Source organism: Hyalangium sp. (genome assembly GCF_045802625.1).
Classification (GTDB): domain Bacteria; phylum Myxococcota; class Myxococcia; order Myxococcales; family Myxococcaceae; genus Hyalangium.
In genome coordinates, this window is sequence record NZ_JBJMQP010000192.1 from 1 (window position 1) to 22987 (window position 22987).

The following is a 22987-nucleotide window of genomic DNA, read 5'->3' on the forward strand; positions in this document are numbered from 1 at the left end:
CACCCACCAGATGGTACTCGGCGTTGAAAGTCAGCCCGCCATGCCCGGAGCACAGCGGGAGGGGCGCGGCCAGTTCCATGGCCAGTTCACGCACTCTGCCTGGGCCATGCTCTTCCAGGAACTCGGTGGGAAGCCAGAACATCGCCGCGCACACCGCGTGTGCCTTGTCCCACCCATGCCGAGATTCCAGATTCTTGCCCCAGTACTCGAAGCGGTACCGATTCTCGGAGGACTTGTCGGCCAACTGAATCATGGGGAGGTCACTCTCAAGGAGTTCGCGCCGTGTCAGTTCCCACCTGCGTTCATCGAGTGGTTGCGGGTCCCCCTCATCATCGTAATACCAACACAACGCTTGAGGTCCCACGGCGCGCAGGTACGTCTCCAGTGATCTGGAGACTTCGTGCGCTACCTCTTTGTGCGAGCGCCGCATGTAGAAGCTGAAGCTCAACCCTTCACGAATAAGCAGGCCTCCGCTTTGAGCCCTGACTCGGACTCGAGGGTAACGCTCGCTCATCGGTGGACTCCTATATGGGGTTGAACTTGCGCTGGCTGCCCGCCCAGAGCCTGTTGATAAACCTCTCCCTGAGTCTTTCCCACGTGTGGGCTCTCTCTTGGGTAGCGCCGCCAAGACGAGAATTCATCCGTACTCACGCACGGAAACTTGAAGTCGTAGGTATCCTGGACCCGCTGCGGTTGGCCCTCATGAATCACGATGTCCGGCTCAATCGTTCCTCTCAACTGCGCGCCTCTGCCCTGTCTCAAGAGTTCCTCCACCACCTCGCGAGGAATGTACTGCGCGCTCCCCGTCTGCGGATCCACTCGGTAGCGTGGTGAAATGCTGAAGCCTCCGGGCTTCAACTTCTTCAGCCGCTCCTCGGCGCACCGAAGCGCCACCTGATGTTGCTCCACGCCCAATTGCATCGCCCGGGTGATGGGCTGTCCCCGGCTGTCGGTGCCCACCTGCTCCGCGCACTCTTCCTGCGTCGGTCCTCGGTCCTTGAAGTGCCGAGCCATCACCTCCAGCCGAGCGCTGGTCGCGCACTCAGCCAGCGCCTTGTCGATGCTTGCCCGCAGTTCCGCATCCAGCGAATCGCTGGACTTGATGACGACGGCGCCGATCACAGCCGCCGCCACGGGAGCCCCCACACCCGGTGGAGGAATGGGCTCCGGTGGAGGAACGAGCCTCAACTGCGGCACCGTGGGCATTTGCTCGCCCATCCCCGGCTTGCAGAGTTCGGGCGCCTGGCGACAAGCGCTCGTGGCGGAATCCGTGGTCTGAGCGTATTGACGCGGGACCTGCGGGTTGGCCGTGATGCATGCGGTGAACAGCACGCTGACGCCGAGCGCCATCACGCGCCCCAGTTCCCACCTGTCGTTGCGCCGCATCATGCCTTTCCATGCACCCAAAGGGGGCTTGTCCTCGAGGCATCCTCTCTTTGCCAGCGGCAAGGTTCCATCCCGGGCCAGCAAGCACGCAGGAGGCGGCAGGAGGCGAAGCGCCGCTCGAAGCGCCGCCTGGAGGGCGAAGCCCCAATGTTGAACAGGAGCATCCCTCCCACGAGTCCGAGTATGGAGTGCTGCCGTGAACCTGCTCCTGCTCCTGGATGAGGACTTCCTCCCCGACGGCACTGCTCGCCTCACGGGCCGCCGCGCCCAGCACGCCCGCGAGGTGCTGCGCGCCGAGCCCGGGGAGAGGCTGCGCGTGGGACGGCTCGGCGGCCTCGTCGGCACGGGCGAGGTGCTGGAGAACACCCCAGGCGTCCTCCACCTGCGCGTCTCCCTCTCCGAGCCTCCTCCCGCCCGCGCCGGTGTGGACCTGCTCCTCGCCATTCCGCGCCCCAAGGCGCTCAAGAAGGTGTTGCCCGCCGTGGCCTCGCTGGGCGTGGATCGCGTGGTGCTCGTCAACGCCGCTCGCGTGGAGAAGAGCTACTTCGACTCCAAGGTCCTCGCCCCCGAGTTCCTCCAGGAGCTGCTCCTCCAGGGGCTCGAACAGGCCCGCGACACACGCCTCCCGGAGGTGCTCGTGCGCGAGCGCTTCCGCCCCTTCGTGGAGGACGAGCTGGACACCGTCTTCGGCCGCGAAGCGCTCCGGCTCCTCCCCCACCCGCCCGCGCGCCAGCCGCTCACCGCTACGGGAGCCGGCATGGCGCCCCGCGTCGTACTGGCCATCGGCCCGGACGGCGGCTGGGTCTCCTTCGAGGCGGAGCTGCTCGAAGCACACGGCTTCCACCCCTTCACCCTGGGCCCGCGCATCCTCCGCGTGGAGACGGCCGTGCCCGTCCTGCTTGGGCAGGTGGCCCTTCTCCGAGAGAACATCTCCCCACCGAATGGCCGCTGAGGGCTTGAAGCCCGGCTCGCGGTTGTTCAAGAGTGGCCCCCCTATGACGACCCCGTCCGAAGCCTCCGCCGAGGCCTCCCCCCAGCCCGCCGCTGCCCAGCCCGTCACCTCCGAGCCGCAGGCCGCCCCCGCCAAGCCCGCCAGCCATGACACCGTGCCGCCGCCCGCGCTGCTCGACTTCATGATGAAGCGCTGGAAGCCTTCCAACCGGAAGCTTCCTCCCAAGCTCAAGCACGCGGAGGCGTTCCGCGCACGCCGCCAGGCCCTCTCCAAGCTCTTCCCTGGCGAGACGCTCGTCATCCCCACCGGCCACGAGAAGGTGCGCGCCAACGACACGCACTACCGCTTCCGCCCGGGCACGGACTTCTACTACCTCACCGGCAACACCGAGCCGGACTGCGTCCTCGTGCTCCAGCCCCAGGAGGGCGGCGGCCACACGGACCTCCTCTTCGTCGAGCCCAACCCGGGCCGCAGCGACGCCACCTTCTTCACCGACCGCGTGAAGGGCGAGCTGTGGGTGGGGCCGCGGCTCGGCGTGAAGGAGAGCCAGGCCCGCTACGCCGTGGACGAGGCGCGCGGCCTGCCCGAGCTCAAGGACTACCTCTCCGGCCTCCACGGCGCCGTGTCCCGGCCCACGCGGGTGCTGCGCGGCTTCTCCGCCAAGGTAGACGACGTGTTGCCCGCCCAGGCCGACCGCGACAAGGCCCTGGCCCAGGCGCTGTCCGAGCTGCGCCTGCTCAAGGACGCCCAGGAGATCCGCGAGCTGCAGGCCGCCATCGACTCCACGCAGCGTGGCTTCGAGGACGTCATCGCGGGCCTGAAGGGCGCGAAGACCGAGCGCACGGTGGAGGGCATCTTCAACCTGCGCGCCCGCGTCGAGGGCAATGACGTGGGCTACGGCACCATCGCCGCCGCGGGAGCGCACGCGTGCGTGCTGCACTGGACGCGCAACGACGGCCCGGTGAAGAAGGGCGATCTGCTACTGCTGGACGCAGGCGTGGAGGGCAACAGCCTCTACACCGCGGACATCACCCGCACGCTCCCCGTCTCCGGCAAGTTCTCCAAGGAGCAGCGCGAGATCTACGAGCTGGTGCTGGAGGCGCAGGAGCAGGCGATCGCGGCGGTGAAACCGGGCAACGACTTCATGGAGCCCAACCGCGTGGCCATGCGCGTGCTCGCCGCGGGCCTGGAGCGCCTGGGCATCCTCCCCAACGCCGAGGAGGCGCTGAAGGACGAGCACCAGTTCTACAAGCGCTACTCGCTGCACAACGTCAGCCACATGCTGGGCCTGGACGTGCACGACTGCGCGCAGGCCCGCCAGGAGGCGTACAAGTACGGCAAGCTCAAGGCCGGCATGGTGCTCACGGTGGAGCCCGGCCTCTACTTCCAGACGGACGATCTCACCGTGCCGGCGCGCTACCGCGGCATCGGCGTGCGCATCGAGGATGACGTCGTCGTCACCGCGCGGGGCTGCAAGGTGCTCTCGGGCGCCATCCCGCGCACGGCGAAGGACGTCGAGGCCTGGATGAAGCGCGTGTGGGCCAAGGCCAAGAAGTGAGGCGTCTACGCTCGCCGCCTACTACGTCTTCCTGGGGCTGATCGGCGCCGAGCGCCTGTACGAGCTCGCCCTCTCGCGACGCAATGCGAAGAGGGCGCTCGAGCGGGGCGGCCGCGAGGTGGGCCAGGCTCACTTCCGGGTCATGGTCCTGTTCCACACGGCGTTCCTCGTCGCCTGCGCCGTGGAGCCCCTCGCGCTGCACCGCCCCTTCCCGGGCCTGCTGGGGTATGTCTCGTTCGGCGTCGCGCTGGCCTCGCAGCTGCTGCGCTACTGGGCCATCTCCACGCTCGGCGAGCGGTGGAACACCCGCATCATCTTCGTCCCCGGAGCCACGCCGGTCACCGGAGGCCCGTACCGCTTCATCCGCCACCCCAACTACGTGGCCGTCATCCTGGAGTTCGTCTTCCTGCCGCTCATTCACGGCGGCTACCTCACGGCCCTCGTCTTCTCCCTGGGCAACGCGGCGCTGCTCTACGTCCGCATCCGCGCCGAGGAGCAGGCGCTCGGCGCCGAGTATCAACAGGCGTTCGCCGGCCGGCCGCGCTTCCTCCCGAAAGGCGCCTCCGAGTCCACGGGCCTGCCTCCGCCGTGAGGACGATCGACGTCGCCATCGTGGGAGGTGGCCCCGCCGGGCTCGCCGTGGCCATCCACGCCGTCCGCCGTGGCTTCTCCACCGTCGTCTTCGATCGTCAGGCCCTCCCCGCGGACAAGGCGTGTGGTGAGGGCCTCGCGCCTCCAGGCGTGAACGAGCTCGAAGCGCTCGGGGCTCGGCAGTACCTCACGCCCGCGGACTGCGCTCCCATCGTGGGCATCCGCTATCTCCAGGAGGACGGCACGGATGTCTCCGGCCGCTTCACTCCCGCGCCAGGGCTGGGCATCCGCCGGACGGCACTCGCGGCGGCGCTGACTCGGACCGCTCGGGAAGCGGGGGTCGTGCTTCAGGAGCGCTGCGGCGTGGCGAAGGTGATCCGCTCGTCCGAGCGCGTGCTGCTCACCACCGCCGCTGGCGAAGAGGTAGAGGCCCGCCTGCTGGTGGCGGCGGACGGACTGGCCTCGCCGCTGCGGCAAGCGCAGGGACTGGATGAGCCCGTGAAGGCCCAGGCGCCTCGACGCTTTGGGCTTCGCCAGCACTTCCGCATGCGGCCCTGGTCCGAGTTCGTCGAGATCCACCTCGTGCGAGGCGTGGAGGCCTACGTCACCCCGGCCGGGAGCGATCGCGTGGGCGTGGCCTTCCTCTGGGAGCACGGCAAGGTGGACGGCTCCATCTCCTTCCCGAGCCTCCTGCACCGCTTCCCCGCGCTGCGAGAACGCCTGGAAGGCGCTCCCTCGGACTCCCACGCGCGAGGAGCGGGGCCGTTCCTGCGCAAGGTGCGGGGCCGGAGCCTCGATCGCTTCGTCCTGGTGGGGGATGCGGCCGGCTACGTGGATGCCATCACCGGCGAGGGCCTCACCCTCGCGCTGCGCTCCGCGAGCGCGCTGGGCCACTTGCTGCCCCAGGTGCTCGCCCAAGGCGCTTCCCGAGACTCTTTGCGTCCCTACGAACGCGCCGTGGCCCGCCACTACTGGCGCTACGCCCTCTCGACCCGGCTGATGCTGGCCATCGCCCGCTCCCCCGCACTGCGCGTCCGTCTCCTCCACGGGTTGTCTCGGTATCCGGCGATCTTCGAGGCGCTCGTCAACTTCGTCACGGGCTGAGCCTGCCCCTGAGCTTGTGAAGAGGGCACCACTTCCTCTATGAGGCGCACCCGGCTCCATGGGTAGGAGCCACTCTAGGGGACCCACCATGTTCAAGAAGATCCTGATTGGCCTCGTCGTCCTGCTCGCGGTGCTGGCCGGTGTCATCGCCACCCGTCCTGACTCCTTCGCCGTGGAGCGCAGCGCCACGATCCAGGCCGCGCCGGAGTTCGCCTTCGCGCTGGTGAACGACTTCCACCACTGGGCCGAGTGGTCGCCCTGGGACAAGCTGGACACGTCCATGAAGCGCACGTTCGACGGAGCCTCCGCGGGCTCGGGCGCCATCTACGCCTGGACCGGCAACGACAAGGTCGGCGAGGGCAAGATGACCGTCGAGGAGAGCAAGCCGAACGAGCAGGTCCGCATCAAGCTCGAGTTCATCAAGCCCTTCGCCTCCACCAGCACCACCACGTTCACCTTCACCAAGGCCGGCGAGGGCACCCAGGTGACGTGGAAGATGGAGGGCCACAACAACTTCGTGAGCAAGGCGTTCTCGATGTTCATGAACATGGACAAGATGGTGGGCGGGGACTTCGAGCGAGGCCTGGCCGCCATGAAGACCGTGGCGGAGGCCTCGGCGAAGAAGGCGGCCGAGGAGAAGGCCCTGGCCGAGAAGGCGGCCGAGAAGGCGGCGGCCGAGGCTGCTGCCGCTGCCCAGGCGGCCCCCCCCGCCGGGAGCCAGCCCTCCGCGGGGACGGCGAGCGCCCCGGTGCCGTAAGCTCTTGAGCGCGGGCCCCCTCTGGCCCACTCTCACGGTTGGATGTGCTCGCTTCCCCCCGGAACGCCATGATCAAGAAGATCCTCCTGGGCCTCGTCGTCGCGCTGCTGGCGCTGGTGGGCTTCATCGCCTCGCGGCCCTCCACCTTCACCGTGCAGCGCAGCATCACGATGAAGTCCGAGCCGGAGTACATCTTCCCCTTCGTGAACAGCCTCTATCGCTGGGCCGACTGGTCTCCCTGGAACGACCTGGACCCGGCGATGAAGCGCACCTACCAAGGGCCCGTGCTGGGGGTGGGCTCGGTCTACGCGTGGTCCGGCAACGACAAGGTGGGCCAGGGGCGGATGACGATCGAGGAGAGCCGCAAGGACGAGCTCGTCCGCGTCAAGCTCGAGTTCATCAAGCCCTTCGCCTCCACCCACATGGCCACCTTCACGATCAAGCCCGTGGCGGAGCGCTCCTCGGTGGTGACCTGGACGATGGAGGGGCACAACGGCTTCGCGGGCAAGGCCGCCTCGCTGTTCATGGACATGGACGCGATGATCGGAAAGGACTTCGAGAAGGGCCTGGCCAAGCTGCGCGAGCTGGCCGAGGCCGAGTCCGACGAGGAGCATGAGGAGGAGGTCCTCGACAACGCGGTGCGCAAGGCCATGGCCGAGGCGGAGAAGGCCCCCGCTCCCACCCAGGGCCAGCCGGCTCCGTCGAAGGCCCCCGCTCCCAAGCAGTAGCCACGCCCAGCCGCGGGGGGGCTCACGGTCCTGCCTGGGCTCGCCGTAAACTCCGCGGATAGGGGACGGCGGCCATGACGAGCGGGATGAAGACAGGGTTGGTGCTGGCAGGCGGCGCGGCGCGCGGGGCGTACGAGGCCGGAGTCCTCTCCTATCTCCGAGAGGAGTTCGAGCCCCAGTTCGGCCGCGAGCTGAAGCTGGACATCCTCGCGGGCACCTCCGTGGGCGCCATCCACGCGTGCTACCTGGCGGCCACCAGCCACGAGCCCCGGCGGCAGGCCCAAGGCCTCATCGCGCACTGGCACTCCATGAAGGTGGAAGAGGTGCTCCGGTGCAGCTTCGGAGACGTCTTCCGCCTCATCCGAGAGACGCTGAGCAAGCCCTCGACGGCCCGGGACATCCAGTACGGCGGGCTGGTGGATCCGCGCGGGCTGCGCTCCCTGGTGGGCCGTGGCATCGCCTGGCTGCAGATCGGCCGGAACCTGCGCAAGGGCCACCTGGAGGCCCTGGCCATCAGCGCCACCCACGTGGGCACGGGCAGCGCCCGGGTCTTCGTCCAGCGGGGTGACAACAGCCCCCTCCAGTGGAGCAAGGACTCCGAGTACCGCGCGGTGGCCGCCCGCATCGGCCCCAACCATGCGCTGGCCTCGGCGGCCATCCCGGTCGTCTTCCCCGCCGTCCAGGTCCGCGGGCAGCTCCACGTGGATGGAGGCCTGCGGCTCAACGTCCCCCTCAGCCCGGCGCTGCGGCTGGGCGCCCAGCGCGTCATCGTCATCTCGCTGCGGCCCTACTCCCGCGCCGGGGAGGACACGGGCGGCGCCAGCCAGGAGGAGCGCGAGCAGGCCGTCGCCAGCGCTCCCTTCCTCGTGGGCAAGATGCTCAACATGTTGATGACGGACCGCACCGATCAGGATCTCGGCCGGCTGCGGCGGCTCAACGCCATCCTCGAGGCGGGCACCACGGCGTACGGGCCGAGCTTCGCGGACGTGCTCAGCTCGGCGGTGAACCCGCACCGCAGCCAGCCCATGCGCTACGTCCGGGAGCTGCTGGTGCGGCCCTCGAGGGACTTGGGCGAGCTGGCCGCCGAGTACGTCCGCACGGCCGAGTTCCGCCGCCGCAGCAGCGGGCTGGCCCACCGCGCCATCCTGCGGCTGGTGGAGCGCGAGGCGCCTCGCGAGGCGGACATGGCCTCGTACCTGCTCTTCGACGGCGGCTTCGCGGACATCCTCATCGAGCTGGGCCGGCAGGACGCTCGGGCCATGCGCCCCCAGTGGGAGCAATTCTGGTCCTCGGAGCCGCAGAACCTCTCGGAGCAGGCCCTGATGAAGAAGCCCGCCGCCGTCACCGCCGCCTGAAGCCGAGCCCCGGCCGGCTCCAGGAGCTCGTGGGAGGCGGCTCAGCCCTCGGACTTCTTGCCGGCCACGAGCTCGGACAGCTCGCCGCGCTCGGCCAGCTCCATCAGGATGTCCGAGCCGCCGATGAACTCCCCGTTGATGAAGATCTGGGGGATGGTGGGCCAGTTCGTATAGTCCTTGATGCCCTGGCGGACCTCGGGGTCGGCCAGCACATCCACCGTGTGCAGGTCGCCATAGGGCTGCAGCAGCTGCACCGCCCGGGCGGAGAAGCCGCACTGAGGGAACAGGGGGTTGCCCTTCATGAACAGCACGATCTTGTGGGAGCGAATCGCCTCGTCGAAGCGAGCCTTGAGTTCAGGGGTCATCTTTCCGGTCCTTCCTCAGCGGGCGCCGAGCTTCTTCCATTGCTCGGGCGTATAGGTTTTTAGCGCCAGCGCGTGCAGTTCGCCCGTCTGCAGCCAGTCCTGGACGGAGGCGTAGACGAGCTTGTGCTGCTGCACCATGGGCTTTCCGGTGAAGGCCGGGCTGGCCACCGTGGCCTCGAAGTGGTCGCCCGTGCCCGTGGTGTCCCGGACCTGGACCTCGGAGCCTGGCAGGGCCCCGAGGATGCGCTCGCGAATGTGCTCTGGGTCCAACATGTCAGTGCAGCCCCTTTCCCACCATGAGCATGGCTGGGTCGAATCCCATCCCCTTCACGGTCTCGTCCCACAGCTGGGCGGGGTTGCCTTCGAGGATGGCCTTGGCCGTCGCCTCGGAGAACAACCAGGAGCCCGCCGCCATCTCCTGCTCCAACTGCCGCGGCCCCCACCCGGCATAGCCCAGGCAGAAGCGCACGTGCGGTGTGGGGTTCTCCAGCAGCGGGCCCAGCGCGTCAAGCGTGACGCTCAGGTACACCCCCGGCAGCACCGTGTGCTTCTCGGGGATGGAGTCGTCATCGTGGAGGATGAAGCCGCGGTGAGGCTCCACGGGGCCGCCGACGAAGACGGCCTGCGTGGTGCGCTCGGAGGAGATCTTCATGTTCTGCCCCCGGGCCAGCTCCCCGAGCGTCAGGGGCGCTCCCCGGTTGATGACGAGGCCCATGGAGCCTCCATCCCCGTGTTCGATCATCAGCACGACCGAGCGGTGGAAGTTGGGATCCCCGAGCTGGGGCATCGCCAGGAGCAACCCGGGAGCGAGCGTCTTCACCCGGTCAGCATCGACCGTCCGGGTGGGGGCGTGCAACCGGTTATCTCGCTCCCAGGTATCCAACCGAACGGTCAGCCCCGGGAGGGCGCGGCGGCGGGGCTCAATGCCAACTGGCGTGCTTGGACTGGAGCGCCTTCGCCAGCTTCTCCGGCAGCACGGGCTTGCCAATGAACTGGTCCGCTCCGAGCCCCTTGCACTTGCGCGCCATGGCCGAGTCGCTCATCGCGCTCACGCCGATGAGGACGGCCTGGGGGAAGCGCTCGCGCAGGCGGGACATCAGCGTGGCGCCGCTGCGGCCGGGGAGGAAGACATCCACGATGGCGGCGTCCATGCGCTTGTTGCGCACGGCGAACTCGGCCTCCTCGGCGCTGCCCACGGGGAGCGGCTCGTAGCCCCACTGGGTGAGCAGCTCGACGAGGAGCTCGCGGTTGGAGGGATCGTCCTCGACGACGAGCACCGTGCCGCGAACGGGCTCGAGCTTCAGCTCATCGTTGCGCCGCTCGGGGCCAGCCTGCGTGGAACCCGTGGCAATGGAGAGATCATCGGTCGGGAGAGACATGGCTCGGCTCGCGTGGACAAGAAGAGGTGTGCGTTGGGGGAACCCACCCGCGTCCCTCGGGAATTCCTCGGGCCGGGAGAGGAAACCTGAGCAAGCCCGAGGGATTGGACTCGGGTTCAGGCCCGGCGCGGGCGAGGGGCGAGCGCCTGCGAGGCGAGCGAGGCGCCAAGCACCAGCAGCACGAGGAGCAGCCAGGCGGGAATGACGACGCGGGAGCCCCCCTCGTAGATGAGGGCGGCATAGCTGGTGCCCAGGTAGCGGCCGAGCGACATGGGCTCCATGCGAGCGATGCCGAAGAAGCTCACGGTGGACTCGGCGAGGATGGCGGCGGGCAGGCGGCTGAGGAAGACGGCGAGGACGAACGGGCGCAGCGCGGGCCACAGGTGGACGCGGAGCACGTGCGCCCCATGGCCTCCGAGCGCGCGGGAGGCGGCGACGAACTCCTGGCCCTCCAGGGTGTCCAGGCGGTTGCGGAACATGCGAGCCGGCCCCGCCCAGCCCACGAGCGCCAGGGACACGACCATGAGCCCGAAGGGGCCGAGTCCCGCGCTGGAGCCCGCGTCCAGGAGCGACTGGCCCGCGAGCTGGAGCACCATCACCACGAGCACGTCCGGGAGCGCGAAGAAGGCATCCGCCAGACGCATCACCCAGCGCTCCAGGGTGCCGCCCGCCAGCCGGGCCAGCGCCGCCACGAGCAGGCCCAACCCCGTGGAGAGCGCCCCGGCGGCCAGCCCGATCGCGAGCGAGATCCACAGTCCGCCGAACGCCAGCTCGCACACGGTGCGATCCGGATGGGACGGATCCCTGCCAAGCGGACACGTCCCCGCGAGCACCTCGGGGAAGACCCGGCCGGCGAGCAGGCTCAGCGCGCCGAGTCCACCCAGAAGGGCCAGGCCCACCCACGCTCGAACGGGGATTCGCCGCATGCTCGTGTGGAAGGGGTACAACATCCACGCGGATCCAGTCCATCGCGCCGCGCAAGTCCTACCCCGAAGTGGACGGGCATCATCGAGACGAAGCTGCATGGCACGCTCGAGTCCTGCGAGGTGCTCGCGGCGATGCATCGATTTTTCCCACACCGGCTCTCTGACTCCAGCAGCCGCTGGGAGCACCTCCACCGCTCCCCGTGATGAGCCCTGGGACTCGTCAAAACCCCTGGCTACCGAGGCCCTCCTTCGTCGCGGGAGGTGCCGGGGCGCTCAGTAGCTCAGCTCGAGGGCCTTTCGCTCGTACTGGGCGTTCGTGAGCGCCGCCAGGAGGGAGGCGGCGACGTCCTGGTTCGCCATCTTCACCAGCTTCACGTCCAGGTCCTCCCCGAGGCGATAGTGGCCGCGAGGCGGGACCTCGCCGAACAGGGGCGGGCGAACGATGGTCCAGCTCACAGGACTGTCGAAGACGAGCCGCTCGGCCTTCACCTTGTCCAGGTAGAGGGACCGGTTGATCAGCCGGAAGAGCGCGATCGCGGCGCGCTTCAGGGCGCTCACCCCTCGGGCCTCGCCCACCATGACCCCGCTCACGTACACGAGGCGGCGCACCCCGCTCTGGCGCATGCCCTCGAGCACGTGGCGTGTCGCATCGGAGGTCAGCGTGCCGGGCGGCGTTCCAGGCCGCGGTCCCACGGACAGGACGACCGCATCCTGTCCCGCGATCGCCCGCGTGACCGAGTCGGGCCTCTGCACGTCGGCCTGCACGACGGTGAGGCGCTCGTGGCGGGCGCTGACGCTGGCCGGGTTGCGGGCAACGGCCGTGACTTCGTGTCCGGCCTCGAGCGCCTGGGTCACAAGCTCTCGCCCCGCGCCTCCCGTTGCTCCGAAGATGACAAGTCTCATCTGAACCTCGCGTGTGGGCACTGGGCGGACTGAAGCACGGAAAGCCCAGGGGCGTAAGGGGTTGCTCGCCACCCAGCCACGCTCGGCGTGAGCTGACGCCGCGAAACCTCTAGGCCTGCTGCCCGACGAGAACTAACCCGCCAGTCCCGTGGCTCCCAGGCGTTGGAGCCCGGCGGCCACCGGCGTGCTCTGGGGGCTCTCGTACTTCTTCTGGCGCCGCCTGCAGGCCACGCCGGCGAGCGCCTGACCGCGCGGTGAGCATCGTCTTTCCGGGGCTGGCCGCCTGCCGCCAGTGCCGCGCTCTGCCCGCCCGTCCGCTCTGCGTGCGGTCTGCACTGCCCCCGCCGCACTGCCCCACACGCGATCTCCCAGGCGTGCAGGCCCGGCCCGGGGTGCCGCGCTGCGCCGGGGAGTGCCAACTTGGAGGGACAGCTACTCGACAGCGCAACTTCCGGAGGAAGCAACCCATGGGCGCAGTGAAGAAGCAGAAGGCGAAGAAGATGCAGGCCGAGGCCTCGAAGGCTACGGGCCGCACGCGCAAGGGCCGCAACAAGGTGCCCACCATCTCGCGCGCCGATTCGTCCCAGAAGAAGGGCGGGAAACTGGAAGGCAACCACTCCACCAAGGCCTGAGAGCATGAGCATGCGCTCCCAGCGTCCAGGCGGGCCTGCCAGGCCCGGTGGAAGCGCTTCCTCGGCTCATGCGTCGGCAGGCGCCTTCATGTCCGGGACTCCCGGGCGCGCGGATCCACGAGGAGCCGGACGATCTCGACCACCAGCCCCACGCTGACGAGCACAGAGGCAAACACGGTGGTGGCCACCACGACGACCGCCACCTGCTTCTGGAGCACCGCGAGCACGTAGAGCTGGCCGAAGTACGGCAGGCCGAAGACGCGCTCGGCGGCGAACGAGCCCGCGAGCAGCGCGGTGGCCACGGGGCCAATCGCATCCAGCAGCGCGGGCAGCACGTTGGGCAGCACGTGGCGGCGCATCACCACGCTCGGAGGCAGGCCTTTGCTGGCGGCGGTGCGCACGTAATCCCGCGCCAGCTCGGTCTCCAGCGCATCGCCGAGCAGCGTGCCCAGGAAGATGCCCGGCCACACGGAGATGACGAGCGCGGCGGTCAGCTCCGGGAGCATGTGTCCGCGCTCGACCACGGCGGGAGCCAGTAAGAGCGCGGGGATGAACACGGGAGTTCCGAAGGCCATCGCTGGCACAGCATCTCCCAGCACCGCGAGGCGGCCCTTCCTCCAACGGTTCTTCAGCAGCGCGAAGCCCAGCGCCCAGACGAGCGCCAGCGCCAGCGCCACCAGCCCCACTCCCACGCTTCCGGAGAGCTTGAGGAGCAGCTCGTCGCCCGTGACGCCCTGGGCGCTCGTGCCCAGCCGCTCGCCTCGGAAGAGCTTCTGCCACGGTCGCAGAAAGCCCAGAGGCTGGCCCACGCCCAGGTCCCGCCGGTAGGAAGCGGCCAGCTCCGGAGACACCTGGCGCTTGCTGTCGTACTCGGTGGTGAGCGGCAGGCTGGCCATGAGGAAGTACGAGGCCAGCGCCACAATCGGAACGAGCACGAGCTGCCGACCGAGCCGGACGAGGAGTTGCCTCATCGCTGGGCCCTCCCCTCCCCTGCCTCGGACACGAGCCGCAGGGACTTCAGGGACAGGAAGTTGAACGGGTCCACGTCCAGGCCGCGCAGCCGGGGCCGCGAGCGGTAGTACCGGTCCGGGTGGTACAGCGGGACGATGACGGCCTGCTCGCCCAACAGCACCTGCTGAGCCTGCGCGTACAACGTGCGAGCCCGCTCCGCATCAACCTCGCCGTCCGCCTCCTCGAGGAGCCTCTCGAAGCGCGCCATCGGCTCACCCCCAGCCTGCGTCTCCCAGCCGGTCTGATGGTTCCCCTCGCGCTCGAAGAGCGTGAAGAAGGTGTTCGGGTGGGCATAGTCGGCCCCCACCCGGCGCAGGTACAGGTCATACGCACGAGGTCCCTCCGGCGTGCGCCGAGCCACCTCCGACGAGAAGTCGGACCGGGCATCGAGCGTCACCGTGATACCTACCGCGGCGAGCTGCGCGGCGATGCGCTCGGCGATGGCCGTCTCCGGCACGAAGGAGTCCCCCGCCTTGACGACGAGGCGCAGCGGACGATCCAGGCCCGGAACTCCGCGCAGCTCCGCCCGGGCCTGCTCCCGATCAAAGTGCGGCAGACGCGCGGCCTCCTCGGGAGTCGCGGCTCCTGGCAGGTCCGGCGGCAGATACACGTTCGTGGTCCGAGCGGCGGGCAACAGGCCGGCCAGCAGCGCATCCCGGTCCAGCGCCCGAGCAATGGCCCGCCGGACCTCGGGCCGGTTCAGCGGCGGGCGCTCGGTGTTGAAGGCGAGGAAGTAGGTCGAGAGCAGCGGCTCGTCATGGAGGTCCTCCGGCCGCCGCCCCCGCAGCGCCAGCGCGCTGTCGATGAAGACGAAGTCCACCCGGCCCCGCTCGTAGAGCGCCGAGCCGATCTCCGACTTCATCAGCGTCACCACGGGAGCCGGGTGCTCCCCGGGCCCCAGCGGCGGCTGGAACGCCGAGGCCGGATTGTGCACCAGCCGCACGCGCTCGCCGGCCCGATCCCAGCGCTCTACCCGGTATGGCCCGAGCGCCAACGGCCGGCCATCGCGAGGCCGATCGAAGTAGTCACGGACCTCCTCATCGGACTTGCCCGCGAGGTCCGCGGAAGGCGCGGGAAAGAACAGGTACACATTGGCCAGGCGGGACAGGAAGTAGTTGCGAGGCCGCTCCAGCGTCACCCGCAGGGTGTGCGGATCCAAGGCCTCCACACCGACGTGCTCGAGCGCCGCCTGGACCTGCTCGGCGGGGGCCCCGTGCTCCTGCAAGTCCACCGCCTCCCGAGCCCCCAGAATCTCCGCCATCTCCCCGCGCTCGCGGCCCTGCATCGCGCGGCGCCAGCCGAAGACGAAGTCCTGAGCCACAAGCGAAGTCACACCGTCCGACCACTTCACCTCCGGGCGCAGATGAAAGGTGTAGACCTCGTGCCCCTGGGCATCGCGCTCCCGCTCCCAGCGCTCGGCGAGGCCCGGCTGCACGGAGTTGTCCGCCCCGAGCGTGGTCAGCCCCTTCTGGGTGGCGAGCATGACCGGGTAGTTCACCCAACTGGTGGGGTCCGAGTAGCTCCAGTCCAGCGTGGTGGGCATCGCGGGGACGATGACCTTGATGCCGGGGTCGGGCTGGAAGCCACAAGGCCCGCAGGCCGTGGCGAGCCACAGCCCCATGAGCGCCAGCACGAGTCGAGGACGAAAAGCCACCAACGCGAGTTCTACCGCGACAGACTGTAAAAAGAACGCTGACAACGAGCCGTCAGCCTCTTATCTCGATACGCACGGCTGGGACGCTCGGCAGGCCGGAAGCCTGGCACGTCCAGCCGCATCTGAGTGAGGGTGGTGCACGTTGAGCCGCGACACGTCATCCAAGTCCAAGAGGCAACAGGAGCAGGAGCAAGGCACGGTCATCCGAGTCCACTACGACGCGGACAAGGGCCGCCGCATCACCCTGCGCGGCAGCGAACTCCCTCTGTCCTGGAGCACCGGCCAGGAGGCCACCTGGAGCCAGGGCCACATCTGGACCTATGTCTGGCCGGAGACCTCGGGCGTGCTGGAGTTCAAGCCCCTGCTCGATGACGAGAGCTGGTCCGTGGGCGGCAACTACCGCGTCGAGGCAGGCTCCACGGTGGACATCTTCCCCTTCTTCGGCGCCCAGGACGGCACGCTCCACAAGGAGCATGACTTCCACTCGCCGCAGCTGGGCAACCGGCGCTCGCTCATCATCTCCCTGCCGGCGAGCTACTCGGAGAACCCCCTCAAGCGCTACCCCGTGCTCTACATGCACGACGGGCAGAACGTCTTCGAGGACTCCACCTCGTTCACCGGCGTGGCCTGGCGCGTGGACCAGACGAGCCGCGCGCTCGCCGCGCAAGGGCTCATGGACGAGCTCATCGTCGTCGGGGTCGCCAACACGGGCTCCTCTCGCGCCTACGAGTACACCCCGGGTCCTGCCTCGGACCGGGGCGGCGGAGCGGACCTCTACGGCCGCTTCCTCGTCGACACGGTCAAGCCCTGGGTGGATGCCCGCTACCGCACGCTGACCGGGCCCGAGGACACCGCGCTGATGGGCTCGTCGCTCGGCGGCCTCATCTCCTTCTACCTGGGGATGCGCCACCCGGAGGCCTTCTCGAAGGTGGCCTGCCTCTCCAGCGCGTTCGGCTGGAACGGGCTGGACCTGGTCAACGAGGTGCGGACGACTCGCGAGCAGCTCCCGGCGAAGTGCTACCTCGACGCGGGCACGAACCGCGATCCCATCACGCCCACCCGGCGCATGCGCCAGGCGCTGGAGGAGCGCGGCTACGTGCACGGCAAGAACCTCTTCTACTTCGAGGACGAGGGCGGCCGGCACACCGAGGCCTCCTGGGCGGCGCGAGTGCACCTGCCCCTGCAGTTCCTCTTCCCCTGGCAGAGCGCCTCCACCCCGCGCTGAGGCCTGAAAAGGCGAAGGGCTCGGAACCGCCTCGCGATCCCGAGCCCCTCACTCCACCCACTCTCCCGAGCCGCTTAAACCGGAGCGCCCGCGGGGACCGGCTGGGTCTCAGGGAGGCCCGTCTTCAGCCCATCGCTCGTGGCCTTGCCGCGGCCGAACTCCTCGGGCTTCTCCAGCACCAGCGCCACGCGGAGCACGTCGTCCACGAACTCCACGGGGATGATGCGCAGCTGCGAACGGATCTTCTTGGGGATGTCCTTGAGATCCTTCTTGTTCGCCTTCGGGATGAGGACCGTCTTGATGCCGGCGCGGTGCGCCGCCAGGGTCTTCTCCTTCAGTCCGCCGATGGGCAGCACGCGCCCACGGAGGGTGATCTCGCCCGTCATCGCCACGTCCCTGCGCACCGGAACCTTGGTGAGCGCGGACACCAGCGCGGTGCACATGGTGACACCGGCGGACGGGCCATCCTTCGGGATGGCGCCCTCGGGCAGGTGGACGTGGATGTCGTAGTTCTCGAACACCTTCCGATCGATTCCGAACCGGTCGGCGCGCGAGCGCACGTAGGACATGGCCGCCTGCGCGGACTCCTGCATCACCTCGCCCAGCTTGCCGGTGATGATGAGCTTGCCCTTGCCCGGCATCACCGTGGCCTCGGTGGTGAGGATCTCTCCTCCCATCTCCGTCCACGCCAAGCCGGTGACGATGCCCACCTGGTCCTCGCTCTCGGCCACTCCGTAGCGGTAGCGCGGCGTGCCCAGGAACTTCATCGCCTGCTTGCGGTCCACGTTGATGTCGCGCTTGCCGTTCTTCAGGATGTAGCGCGCGATCTTCCGGAACACGCCACCGATCTCACGCTCCAGCGAGCGCACGCCGGACTCGCGCGTGTACCGGTGGATGATGGTCCGCAGCGCGTCGCTGGAGAAGTCCACCTTCAGCTCGGTCAGCCCGTTGGCCTCCTGCTCCTTGGGGATCAGGTAGCGCCGCGCGATGCTGAGCTTCTCCGGCTCGGTGTAGCCCGCGATCCGAATCACCTCCATGCGGTCCTGCAGCGGACCGGGGATGTTGTGCATCGTGTTCGCGGTGCAGATGAACATCACCTTGGACAAGTCGTAGTCGAGGTCCAGGTAATGGTCATTGAAGTTGTGGTTCTGCTCGGGGTCCAGCACCTCCAGCAGCGCCGCGCTCGGGTCGCCGCGGAAGTCCGTGGACATCTTGTCGATCTCGTCCAGCAGGAAGACGGGGTTGTTGCTGCCCGCCTTCTTCAGGCTCTGGATGAGCTTGCCCGGCATCGCGCCGATGTACGTGCGCCGGTGGCCGCGGATCTCCGCCTCGTCACGCACGCCGCCCAGCGACAGGCGCACGAACTTGCGGCCGGTGGCCCGAGCAATCGAGCGGGCCAGCGACGTCTTGCCCACGCCCGGAGGCCCCACGAAGCAGAGCACGGGGCCCTTGAGCTTCTTCACCAGCTGCTGCACGGCGAGGTACTCGAGGATGCGCTCCTTGGGCTTCTTCAGCCCGTAGTGGTCCTCGTTGAGCACCCGCTCGGCCTCGGTGACGTCCAGGCGATCCTGAGTCTCCTCGTACCAGGGCAGGCTGATGATCCAGTCGATGTAGTTGCGGACGACGGTGGCCTCGGCGCTCATCGGGCTCATCATCCGGAGCTTCTTCAGCTCCTTCTTGACCTTGAGCGTGGCCTCCTTGCTCATCCGCTTGTTCTTGAGCTTCTCCTCGATCTCCTGGATCTCGTTCTTGAACTCGTCGCGCTCGCCCAGCTCCTTCTGAATGGCCTGCATCTGCTCATTCAGGTAGTACTCCTTCTGGGTCTTCTCCATCTGCTTCTTGACGCGGGTGCGGATCTTCTTCTCCACCTGGAGGATCTCGATCTCGCCCTGCATCAGCTCGTAGAGCTTCTCCAGCCGCTTGGCCGGGCTCTCCGTCTCCAGCAGCGCCTGCTTGTCGTTCAGCTTCAGCGACAGGTGCGCCACGATGGTGTCCGCCAGCCTCGCCGGGTCATCGATGCTCGCCACCTGCATGAGCATCTCGGGTGGAATCCGCTTGTTGAGCTTGACGAAGGCCTCGAAGACCGAGTGCACGCTGCGCACCAGCGCCTCGAGCTCCACGCTCTTCTCGCTCTGCTCCTCCACCTCCTCCACTTCCACCATGAAGAAGGCGTCGTTGGGCTGGAACTTCTTCACCTTCGCCCGGCGCACGCCCTCCACCAGCACCTTCACCGTGCCATCCGGCAGCGGCAGCAGCTGGATGACGTGGCCAATGGTGCCGAAGTGGAAGATGTCGTCGGGAGTCGGGTCGTTCGTCTTGGCCTTCTTCTGCGCGGCCAGGAGAATGACGGCCTTGTCATCAGGGCCCTTGTGCGCCATCGCGTCCTTGAGAGCCGCGATGGACTTCTCCCGGCCGACGAACAGCGGCACCACCATGTGCGGGAACACGATGATGTCCCGAAGGGGCAGGAGCGGGACCGTCAAGCCACGCTTCTTTTCATCCTTCTTGTCGTCACGTCCGAAGAACATTTGCTCGCCACCTGCCTGCTTGCCGACCGGAGTCGCAAGTCCCTAGTGAATTGCCAGCCCGCCTGCCAAGCAGACGGACGAGATACGAAGACGGTTCTATAACACGGTGAGTCCTGCTGCCGTTCCCCGGCTTAAAGGTTGGGGAGCAGGTAGCTGCCTTCAAGGGAACACCCTTCCAGCCACGAGCGGCCGCCTGCTTCTTCACTGGGCCTCGGCCGTCACTCCACCGGCCGGCCCCGTCATGCCAAAAGTCTGGAAGAGAAAGGCGTACAGGTCCGCGCTGGACTCGATCGCCTTGGCCACCTGGTCGGCGCCCCCGTGGCCCGCGTTGGACTCGATGCGCAGCAGCGCTGGCGCCGTCTGCCCCGGCAGGTTCTGCAGCCTCGCCACGAACTTGCGCGCGTGCATGGGGTCCACCCGGTCATCATGGTCCGCCGACATCATCAGCAGCGGTGGGTAGCGCACCCCGGGCTTCAGGGCGTGGTAGGGCGAGTAGGCATAGAGGACCTTGAAGTCCTCCGGGTCTTCCGCCGACCCGTACTCGGGCACCCACGTGCGGCCGCTGCCGAACTGGTGGTAGCGCACCATGTCCAGCAAGGGCACCGCGCACACCACCGCACCATAGAGCTCCGGCCGCTGCGTCATCGCCGCGCCCACGAGCAAGCCCCCGTTGCTGCCGCCGTGGATGGCCAGCCTGCCCGGCCGCGTGTACTGCTCGCGCACCAGGTACTCGGCGGCGGCGTGGAAGTCGTCGAACACGTTCTGCTTGTGGTGGAGGCGTCCGGCCTCGTGCCACGCCTTGCCGTACTCCCCTCCGCCGCGCAGGTTGGCGACGGCGAACACCCCCCCGGCGTCCAGCCACGGGAAGATGCTGGAGCGGAAGGCCGGCTGCATGCTCACGTTGAAGCCGCCGTACCCGTACAGCAGCGTGGGCCGCTCGCCATCCCGCTTCAGGTCCTTCCGGTAGACGAGGAACAGGGGGATCTTCGTGCCGTCCTTCGACGGGTAGAAGACCTGCTGCACCGTGTAGCGCTCGGTGTCCACCGGCAGCTCCACCTTCGCCCACAGCTCCACCTTCCCGGAGGAGACGGACGTCTTGTAGACCTGCCGGGGCACGGTGAAGGAGCTGAAGACGAAGAAGGCCTCGTCCTGATCCTCCAGGCCCACCAGGTTGGTGGCCGCGCCCACGGCTGGCAGCGCCACGGTGCGCACCGGCTTGCCCTCGAGCGTCGTGAGGCGCAGCTCGCTGGCGGCATCCCTCAGGTACTCCAGCGCCAGGTGCCCGCCGACGACGTGGGCGCTCTCCAACGAGGCCACGGGATCCTCGGGGATGAGCTCCTGCCAGGCCGCCCGCTCGGGCTTCGCGGGCGAGACGCGGAAGATGCGCTGGCGGGGCGCGCCCTCATCGGTGAGGACGTAGAGCTGATCCTTCCAGGCTTCGATGGAGTACTTGGCGCCCTCGCCCTTCACCAGCAGGCGGAAGTCCTTCTCCCCCACCCGCTTCCAGTAGATGTCGTTCTCGCTCCAGCCGCGGACGATGAAGACGAAGAGGTACTTCCCGTCACGGCTGAGCTCGCCCGAGAGGAACGTCGTCGGATCGCCCGTGCGCGCGTGCACCTGCGTGTCCGTCTTCGGGTCCGTGCCCAGCGCGTGGTAGCGCAGCTCCGTGTAGCCCGGCCGCTGGTCCACGGGGATGGACGGATCCACCGGGAGCCACTCGTAATAGAAGGCCTTGCCGTCCGGGGTCCACTTGGGGCTCGCGTACTTGGCGCCCGGGATGACGTCCACCTGGGACCACTGGCCGCTGTCCACGTCCAGCACGTGGAGCACGGCCTCGTCCGCGGCGTTGGGCTTCTGGGCGAAGGCCACCTTGTGCCCATCCCACGAGGGCACCCAGACGCCGAGCGACACGCTGCCATCCTGGCTCCAGGCGTTCGGATCGAGCAGCACCTTCTCGGCGCCGCTCTCGCCCTCGCGCCAGTAGATGATGGCCTTCTCCTTGTCCTTGTGCGTGCGGGCGTAGAAGTAGCGGTTGCCCCGGCGCGCGGGCGCGGAGATGGACTCGACGTAGAACAGCTCGCGGAAGCGGCGGGCGAGCGCGTCCCGGCCCGGCACCTTCGCCAGCGCCTCCCGGGTGAGCGCGTCCTGGGCCTTCATCCACGCCTGGACCTCGGGGGACTTCTCGTCCTCGAGCCAGCGGTACGGATCGGCCACCGGAACCCCGTGCAGGGTGTCCGAGATGGGCTCCGAGCGCGTCGCCGGGTAGCTCATACGTTGTTGCGCTCCTTGAGGAGAGGTGGCCGCCACGGCCGGCGTGACGGCGGGGACGGCAGGGACAATGGACGGAGAGGACTGCTCGCGCGTTGCCTCTTTCGAGCCGGCACACGCGGCGAGCAACACCCAGGCGGGGAGCAGCAATCTCTTCATCGCCGCAACGAGATACAGGAAGGTCCGCTCCCATCCCACAAAAAGTGCGGGGCTCGAAGAAGGCCTGCACGGCCAGAGGGACAGTGAGCGAGAGCGCGTACCCCTGAGGTGGAATGGACCTGGGCCCTCAACGTGCGCGGGGCGCGCTGGAGCCGCTCTCACGGCCCCTGACGCGCCCCGTCATGCCCAGGAAAAGCCCGCGGGTCTACGCGGACTCCTTCTTGGGCTCGTCCTTGTCGTGGGCGTAGAGCACCACGGGCTCGCTCTTCTTGAGGATGACCTCCTCGGAGATGAGCACCTCGCGAGCCGTCTTGCGGGAGGGCAGCTCGTACATCACCTCGAGCATGGCGCTCTCCAGGATGGAGCGCAGGCCGCGGGCTCCGGCCTTGCGGCGGATGGCCTCGGTGGCGATGGCCTTGAGCGCCCCGTCCGTGAACTTGAGCGTCACCCCGTCCAAGTCAAAGAGCTTGCGGTACTGCTTGGTGAGCGCGTTCTTCGGCTGGCTGAGGATGTTCACCAGCGCGGGCTCGTCCAGCTCCTCCAGCGCGGTGATGATGGGCAGGCGGCCGATGAACTCCGGAATCATCCCGAAGCGCAGCAGATCCTCCGGCTCCACGTGCTTGAGCAGCTCGGTGAGGTTGCGCTGCTTCTTGGACTGGATCTCCGCGCCGAAGCCCAGGCTGCGCCCGCCCAGGCGCCGCTCGATGATCTGCTCCAGCCCGCCGAACGCGCCGCCGCAGATGAACAGGATGTTCGTCGTGTCCACCTGCAGGAACTCCTGCTGCGGGTGCTTGCGGCCGCCCTTGGGGGGCACGTTGGCGATGGTGCCCTCGATGATCTTCAGCAGGGCCTGCTGCACGCCCTCGCCCGACACGTCGCGGGTGATGGAGGGGTTCTCCGACTTGCGGGCGATCTTGTCGATCTCGTCGATGTAGACGATGCCGCGCTGGGCCCGCTCGATGTCGTGGTCGGCCGCCTGGAGCAGGTTGACGATGATGTTCTCCACGTCCTCGCCCACGTAGCCGGCCTCGGTGAGGCACGTGGCGTCCGCGATGGTGAAGGGGACGTTGAGGATGCGCGCCAGCGTCTGCGCCAGCAGCGTCTTGCCGCTACCGGTGGGGCCCAGCAGCAGGATGTTGCTCTTCTGCAGCTCCACGTCGTCCATCTGGACCTTGGACTCGATGCGCTTGTAGTGGTTGTGCACCGCCACCGAGAGCACCCGCTTGGCCCGGTCCTGGCCGACCACGTACTCGTCCAGGATGGTCTTGATCTCGCTGGGCCGGGGAATGCGGAGCTTGGTGTCCTTGGTCTCCTCGCGGTCGATCTCCTCCGCGATGATGTCGTTGCACAGGCCAATGCACTCGTCGCAGATGTAGACCGTCGGGCCCGCGATGAGCTTCTTCACTTCCTTCTGGGACTTGCCGCAGAAGGAGCAGCAGAGGGTCTGGTTGTCTCGCTTCTCCACGTTCTTTCCCGCCATGTTGCCCTCGCTGCGCCTCTCTGGAA

The 22987-nt window shown here is 68.3% G+C and carries 22 protein-coding genes; 9 read left to right on the forward strand and 13 right to left on the reverse strand.

Features of this window, described 5'->3' with window-relative positions; all coding sequences use genetic code 11:
• Both ACJ8AT_RS32380 and ACJ8AT_RS32385 read right to left on the reverse strand, forming a co-directional pair.
• The coding region (locus ACJ8AT_RS32380; RefSeq protein WP_407741814.1) for a type VI immunity family protein at nt 1-514 on the reverse strand (514 nt) is incomplete at its 3' end.
• Nucleotides 511-1449: a hypothetical protein gene (locus ACJ8AT_RS32385; RefSeq protein WP_407741815.1), complete on the reverse strand. Its 939-nt coding sequence runs from the start codon at nt 1447-1449 to the stop codon at nt 511-513. The genes ACJ8AT_RS32385 and ACJ8AT_RS32380, both read right to left, overlap by 4 nt.
• Before the next feature lie 133 nt (nt 1450-1582).
• Here ACJ8AT_RS32385 and ACJ8AT_RS32390 point away from each other — a divergent pair, with 133 nt between their 5' ends.
• The 7 genes from ACJ8AT_RS32390 to ACJ8AT_RS32420 all read left to right on the forward strand — a co-directional run bounded on the left by ACJ8AT_RS32390 (nt 1583) and on the right by ACJ8AT_RS32420 (nt 8431).
• On the forward strand, nt 1583-2338 hold the full coding sequence (locus tag ACJ8AT_RS32390; protein ID WP_407741816.1) for a 16S rRNA (uracil(1498)-N(3))-methyltransferase: 756 nt from the start codon (nt 1583-1585) through the stop codon (nt 2336-2338).
• Nucleotides 2339-2381: 43 nt separating this feature from the next.
• Nucleotides 2382-3896, forward strand: a complete 1515-nt coding sequence (locus ACJ8AT_RS32395; protein ID WP_407741817.1) for an aminopeptidase P N-terminal domain-containing protein — start codon at nt 2382-2384, stop codon at nt 3894-3896.
• A 142-nt stretch (nt 3897-4038) separates the two neighbouring features.
• Nucleotides 4039-4488 carry an isoprenylcysteine carboxyl methyltransferase family protein gene (locus tag ACJ8AT_RS32400; protein ID WP_407741818.1) on the forward strand — a complete coding sequence of 150 codons (450 nt, stop codon included), beginning with the start codon at nt 4039-4041 and terminating at the stop codon, nt 4486-4488.
• Nucleotides 4485-5591 (forward strand): NAD(P)/FAD-dependent oxidoreductase, encoded by a 1107-nt coding sequence (locus ACJ8AT_RS32405; protein ID WP_407741819.1) that lies wholly within the window; start codon nt 4485-4487, stop codon nt 5589-5591. The genes ACJ8AT_RS32400 and ACJ8AT_RS32405 overlap by 4 nt, the downstream gene beginning before the upstream one ends.
• A gap of 88 nt (nt 5592-5679) precedes the next feature.
• Entirely contained in the window at nt 5680-6348 is a 669-nt protein-coding gene (locus tag ACJ8AT_RS32410; protein WP_407741820.1) for an SRPBCC family protein, read from the forward strand.
• A gap of 68 nt (nt 6349-6416) precedes the next feature.
• Nucleotides 6417-7076, forward strand: coding sequence for an SRPBCC family protein (locus ACJ8AT_RS32415; RefSeq protein ID WP_407741821.1), 660 nt, complete (start codon nt 6417-6419; stop codon nt 7074-7076).
• 74 nt (nt 7077-7150) lie between these two features.
• On the forward strand, nt 7151-8431 hold the full coding sequence (locus ACJ8AT_RS32420) for a patatin-like phospholipase family protein (protein ID WP_407741822.1): 1281 nt from the start codon (nt 7151-7153) through the stop codon (nt 8429-8431).
• Nucleotides 8432-8472: 41 nt separating this feature from the next.
• Here the strand turns inward: ACJ8AT_RS32420 and grxD are convergent, their stop codons facing one another.
• The 6 genes from grxD to ACJ8AT_RS32450 form a co-directional block, all read right to left on the reverse strand.
• A complete protein-coding gene (gene grxD, locus ACJ8AT_RS32425; RefSeq protein WP_407741823.1) occupies nt 8473-8796 on the reverse strand; it encodes a Grx4 family monothiol glutaredoxin in 324 nt (107 codons plus the stop codon).
• A 15-nt stretch (nt 8797-8811) separates the two neighbouring features.
• Nucleotides 8812-9069, reverse strand: coding sequence for a BolA family protein (locus tag ACJ8AT_RS32430; RefSeq protein ID WP_407741824.1), 258 nt, complete (start codon nt 9067-9069; stop codon nt 8812-8814).
• 1 nt (nt 9070) lies between these two features.
• The gene (locus ACJ8AT_RS32435) at nt 9071-9616 is read right to left on the reverse strand and encodes a YqgE/AlgH family protein (protein WP_407741825.1); all 546 of its coding nucleotides are present in this window, start codon (nt 9614-9616) and stop codon (nt 9071-9073) included.
• Between the two features lie 100 nt (nt 9617-9716).
• Nucleotides 9717-10175, reverse strand: coding sequence for a response regulator (locus ACJ8AT_RS32440; RefSeq protein WP_407741826.1), 459 nt, complete (start codon nt 10173-10175; stop codon nt 9717-9719).
• 116 nt (nt 10176-10291) lie between these two features.
• Nucleotides 10292-11101, reverse strand: coding sequence for an ABC transporter permease subunit (locus ACJ8AT_RS32445; RefSeq protein ID WP_407741827.1), 810 nt, complete (start codon nt 11099-11101; stop codon nt 10292-10294).
• Nucleotides 11102-11374: 273 nt separating this feature from the next.
• Nucleotides 11375-12004, reverse strand: a complete 630-nt coding sequence (locus ACJ8AT_RS32450) for an NAD(P)-dependent oxidoreductase (protein WP_407741828.1) — start codon at nt 12002-12004, stop codon at nt 11375-11377.
• Nucleotides 12005-12471: 467 nt separating this feature from the next.
• On the opposite strand from ACJ8AT_RS32450, the gene ACJ8AT_RS32455 reads away from it, so the two are divergent.
• Complete coding sequence (locus ACJ8AT_RS32455; RefSeq protein WP_407741829.1) at nt 12472-12636, forward strand: hypothetical protein; 165 nt, start codon at nt 12472-12474, stop codon at nt 12634-12636.
• Nucleotides 12637-12722: 86 nt separating this feature from the next.
• Here the strand turns inward: ACJ8AT_RS32455 and ACJ8AT_RS32460 are convergent, their stop codons facing one another.
• The gene (locus tag ACJ8AT_RS32460) at nt 12723-13607 is read right to left on the reverse strand and encodes an ABC transporter permease subunit (protein WP_407741830.1); all 885 of its coding nucleotides are present in this window, start codon (nt 13605-13607) and stop codon (nt 12723-12725) included.
• Nucleotides 13604-15268 carry a peptide ABC transporter substrate-binding protein gene (locus tag ACJ8AT_RS32465; protein WP_407741846.1) on the reverse strand — a complete coding sequence of 555 codons (1665 nt, stop codon included), beginning with the start codon at nt 15266-15268 and terminating at the stop codon, nt 13604-13606. Before ACJ8AT_RS32465 ends, ACJ8AT_RS32460 begins: the two co-directional genes overlap by 4 nt.
• A gap of 175 nt (nt 15269-15443) precedes the next feature.
• Between ACJ8AT_RS32465 and ACJ8AT_RS32470 the strand changes: the two genes are divergently transcribed.
• The gene (locus ACJ8AT_RS32470) at nt 15444-16526 is read left to right on the forward strand and encodes an alpha/beta hydrolase (RefSeq protein ID WP_407741831.1); all 1083 of its coding nucleotides are present in this window, start codon (nt 15444-15446) and stop codon (nt 16524-16526) included.
• A gap of 74 nt (nt 16527-16600) precedes the next feature.
• Here ACJ8AT_RS32470 and lon read toward each other — a convergent pair whose 3' ends face one another.
• The 3 genes from lon to clpX form a co-directional block, all read right to left on the reverse strand.
• Entirely contained in the window at nt 16601-19054 is a 2454-nt protein-coding gene (gene lon / locus ACJ8AT_RS32475) for an endopeptidase La (RefSeq protein ID WP_407741832.1), read from the reverse strand.
• A gap of 201 nt (nt 19055-19255) precedes the next feature.
• Nucleotides 19256-21325: a prolyl oligopeptidase family serine peptidase gene (locus tag ACJ8AT_RS32480; RefSeq protein WP_407741833.1), complete on the reverse strand. Its 2070-nt coding sequence runs from the start codon at nt 21323-21325 to the stop codon at nt 19256-19258.
• A gap of 361 nt (nt 21326-21686) precedes the next feature.
• The gene (gene clpX, locus ACJ8AT_RS32485) at nt 21687-22961 is read right to left on the reverse strand and encodes an ATP-dependent Clp protease ATP-binding subunit ClpX (protein ID WP_407741834.1); all 1275 of its coding nucleotides are present in this window, start codon (nt 22959-22961) and stop codon (nt 21687-21689) included.
• Nucleotides 22962-22987 lie beyond the last annotated feature (26 nt).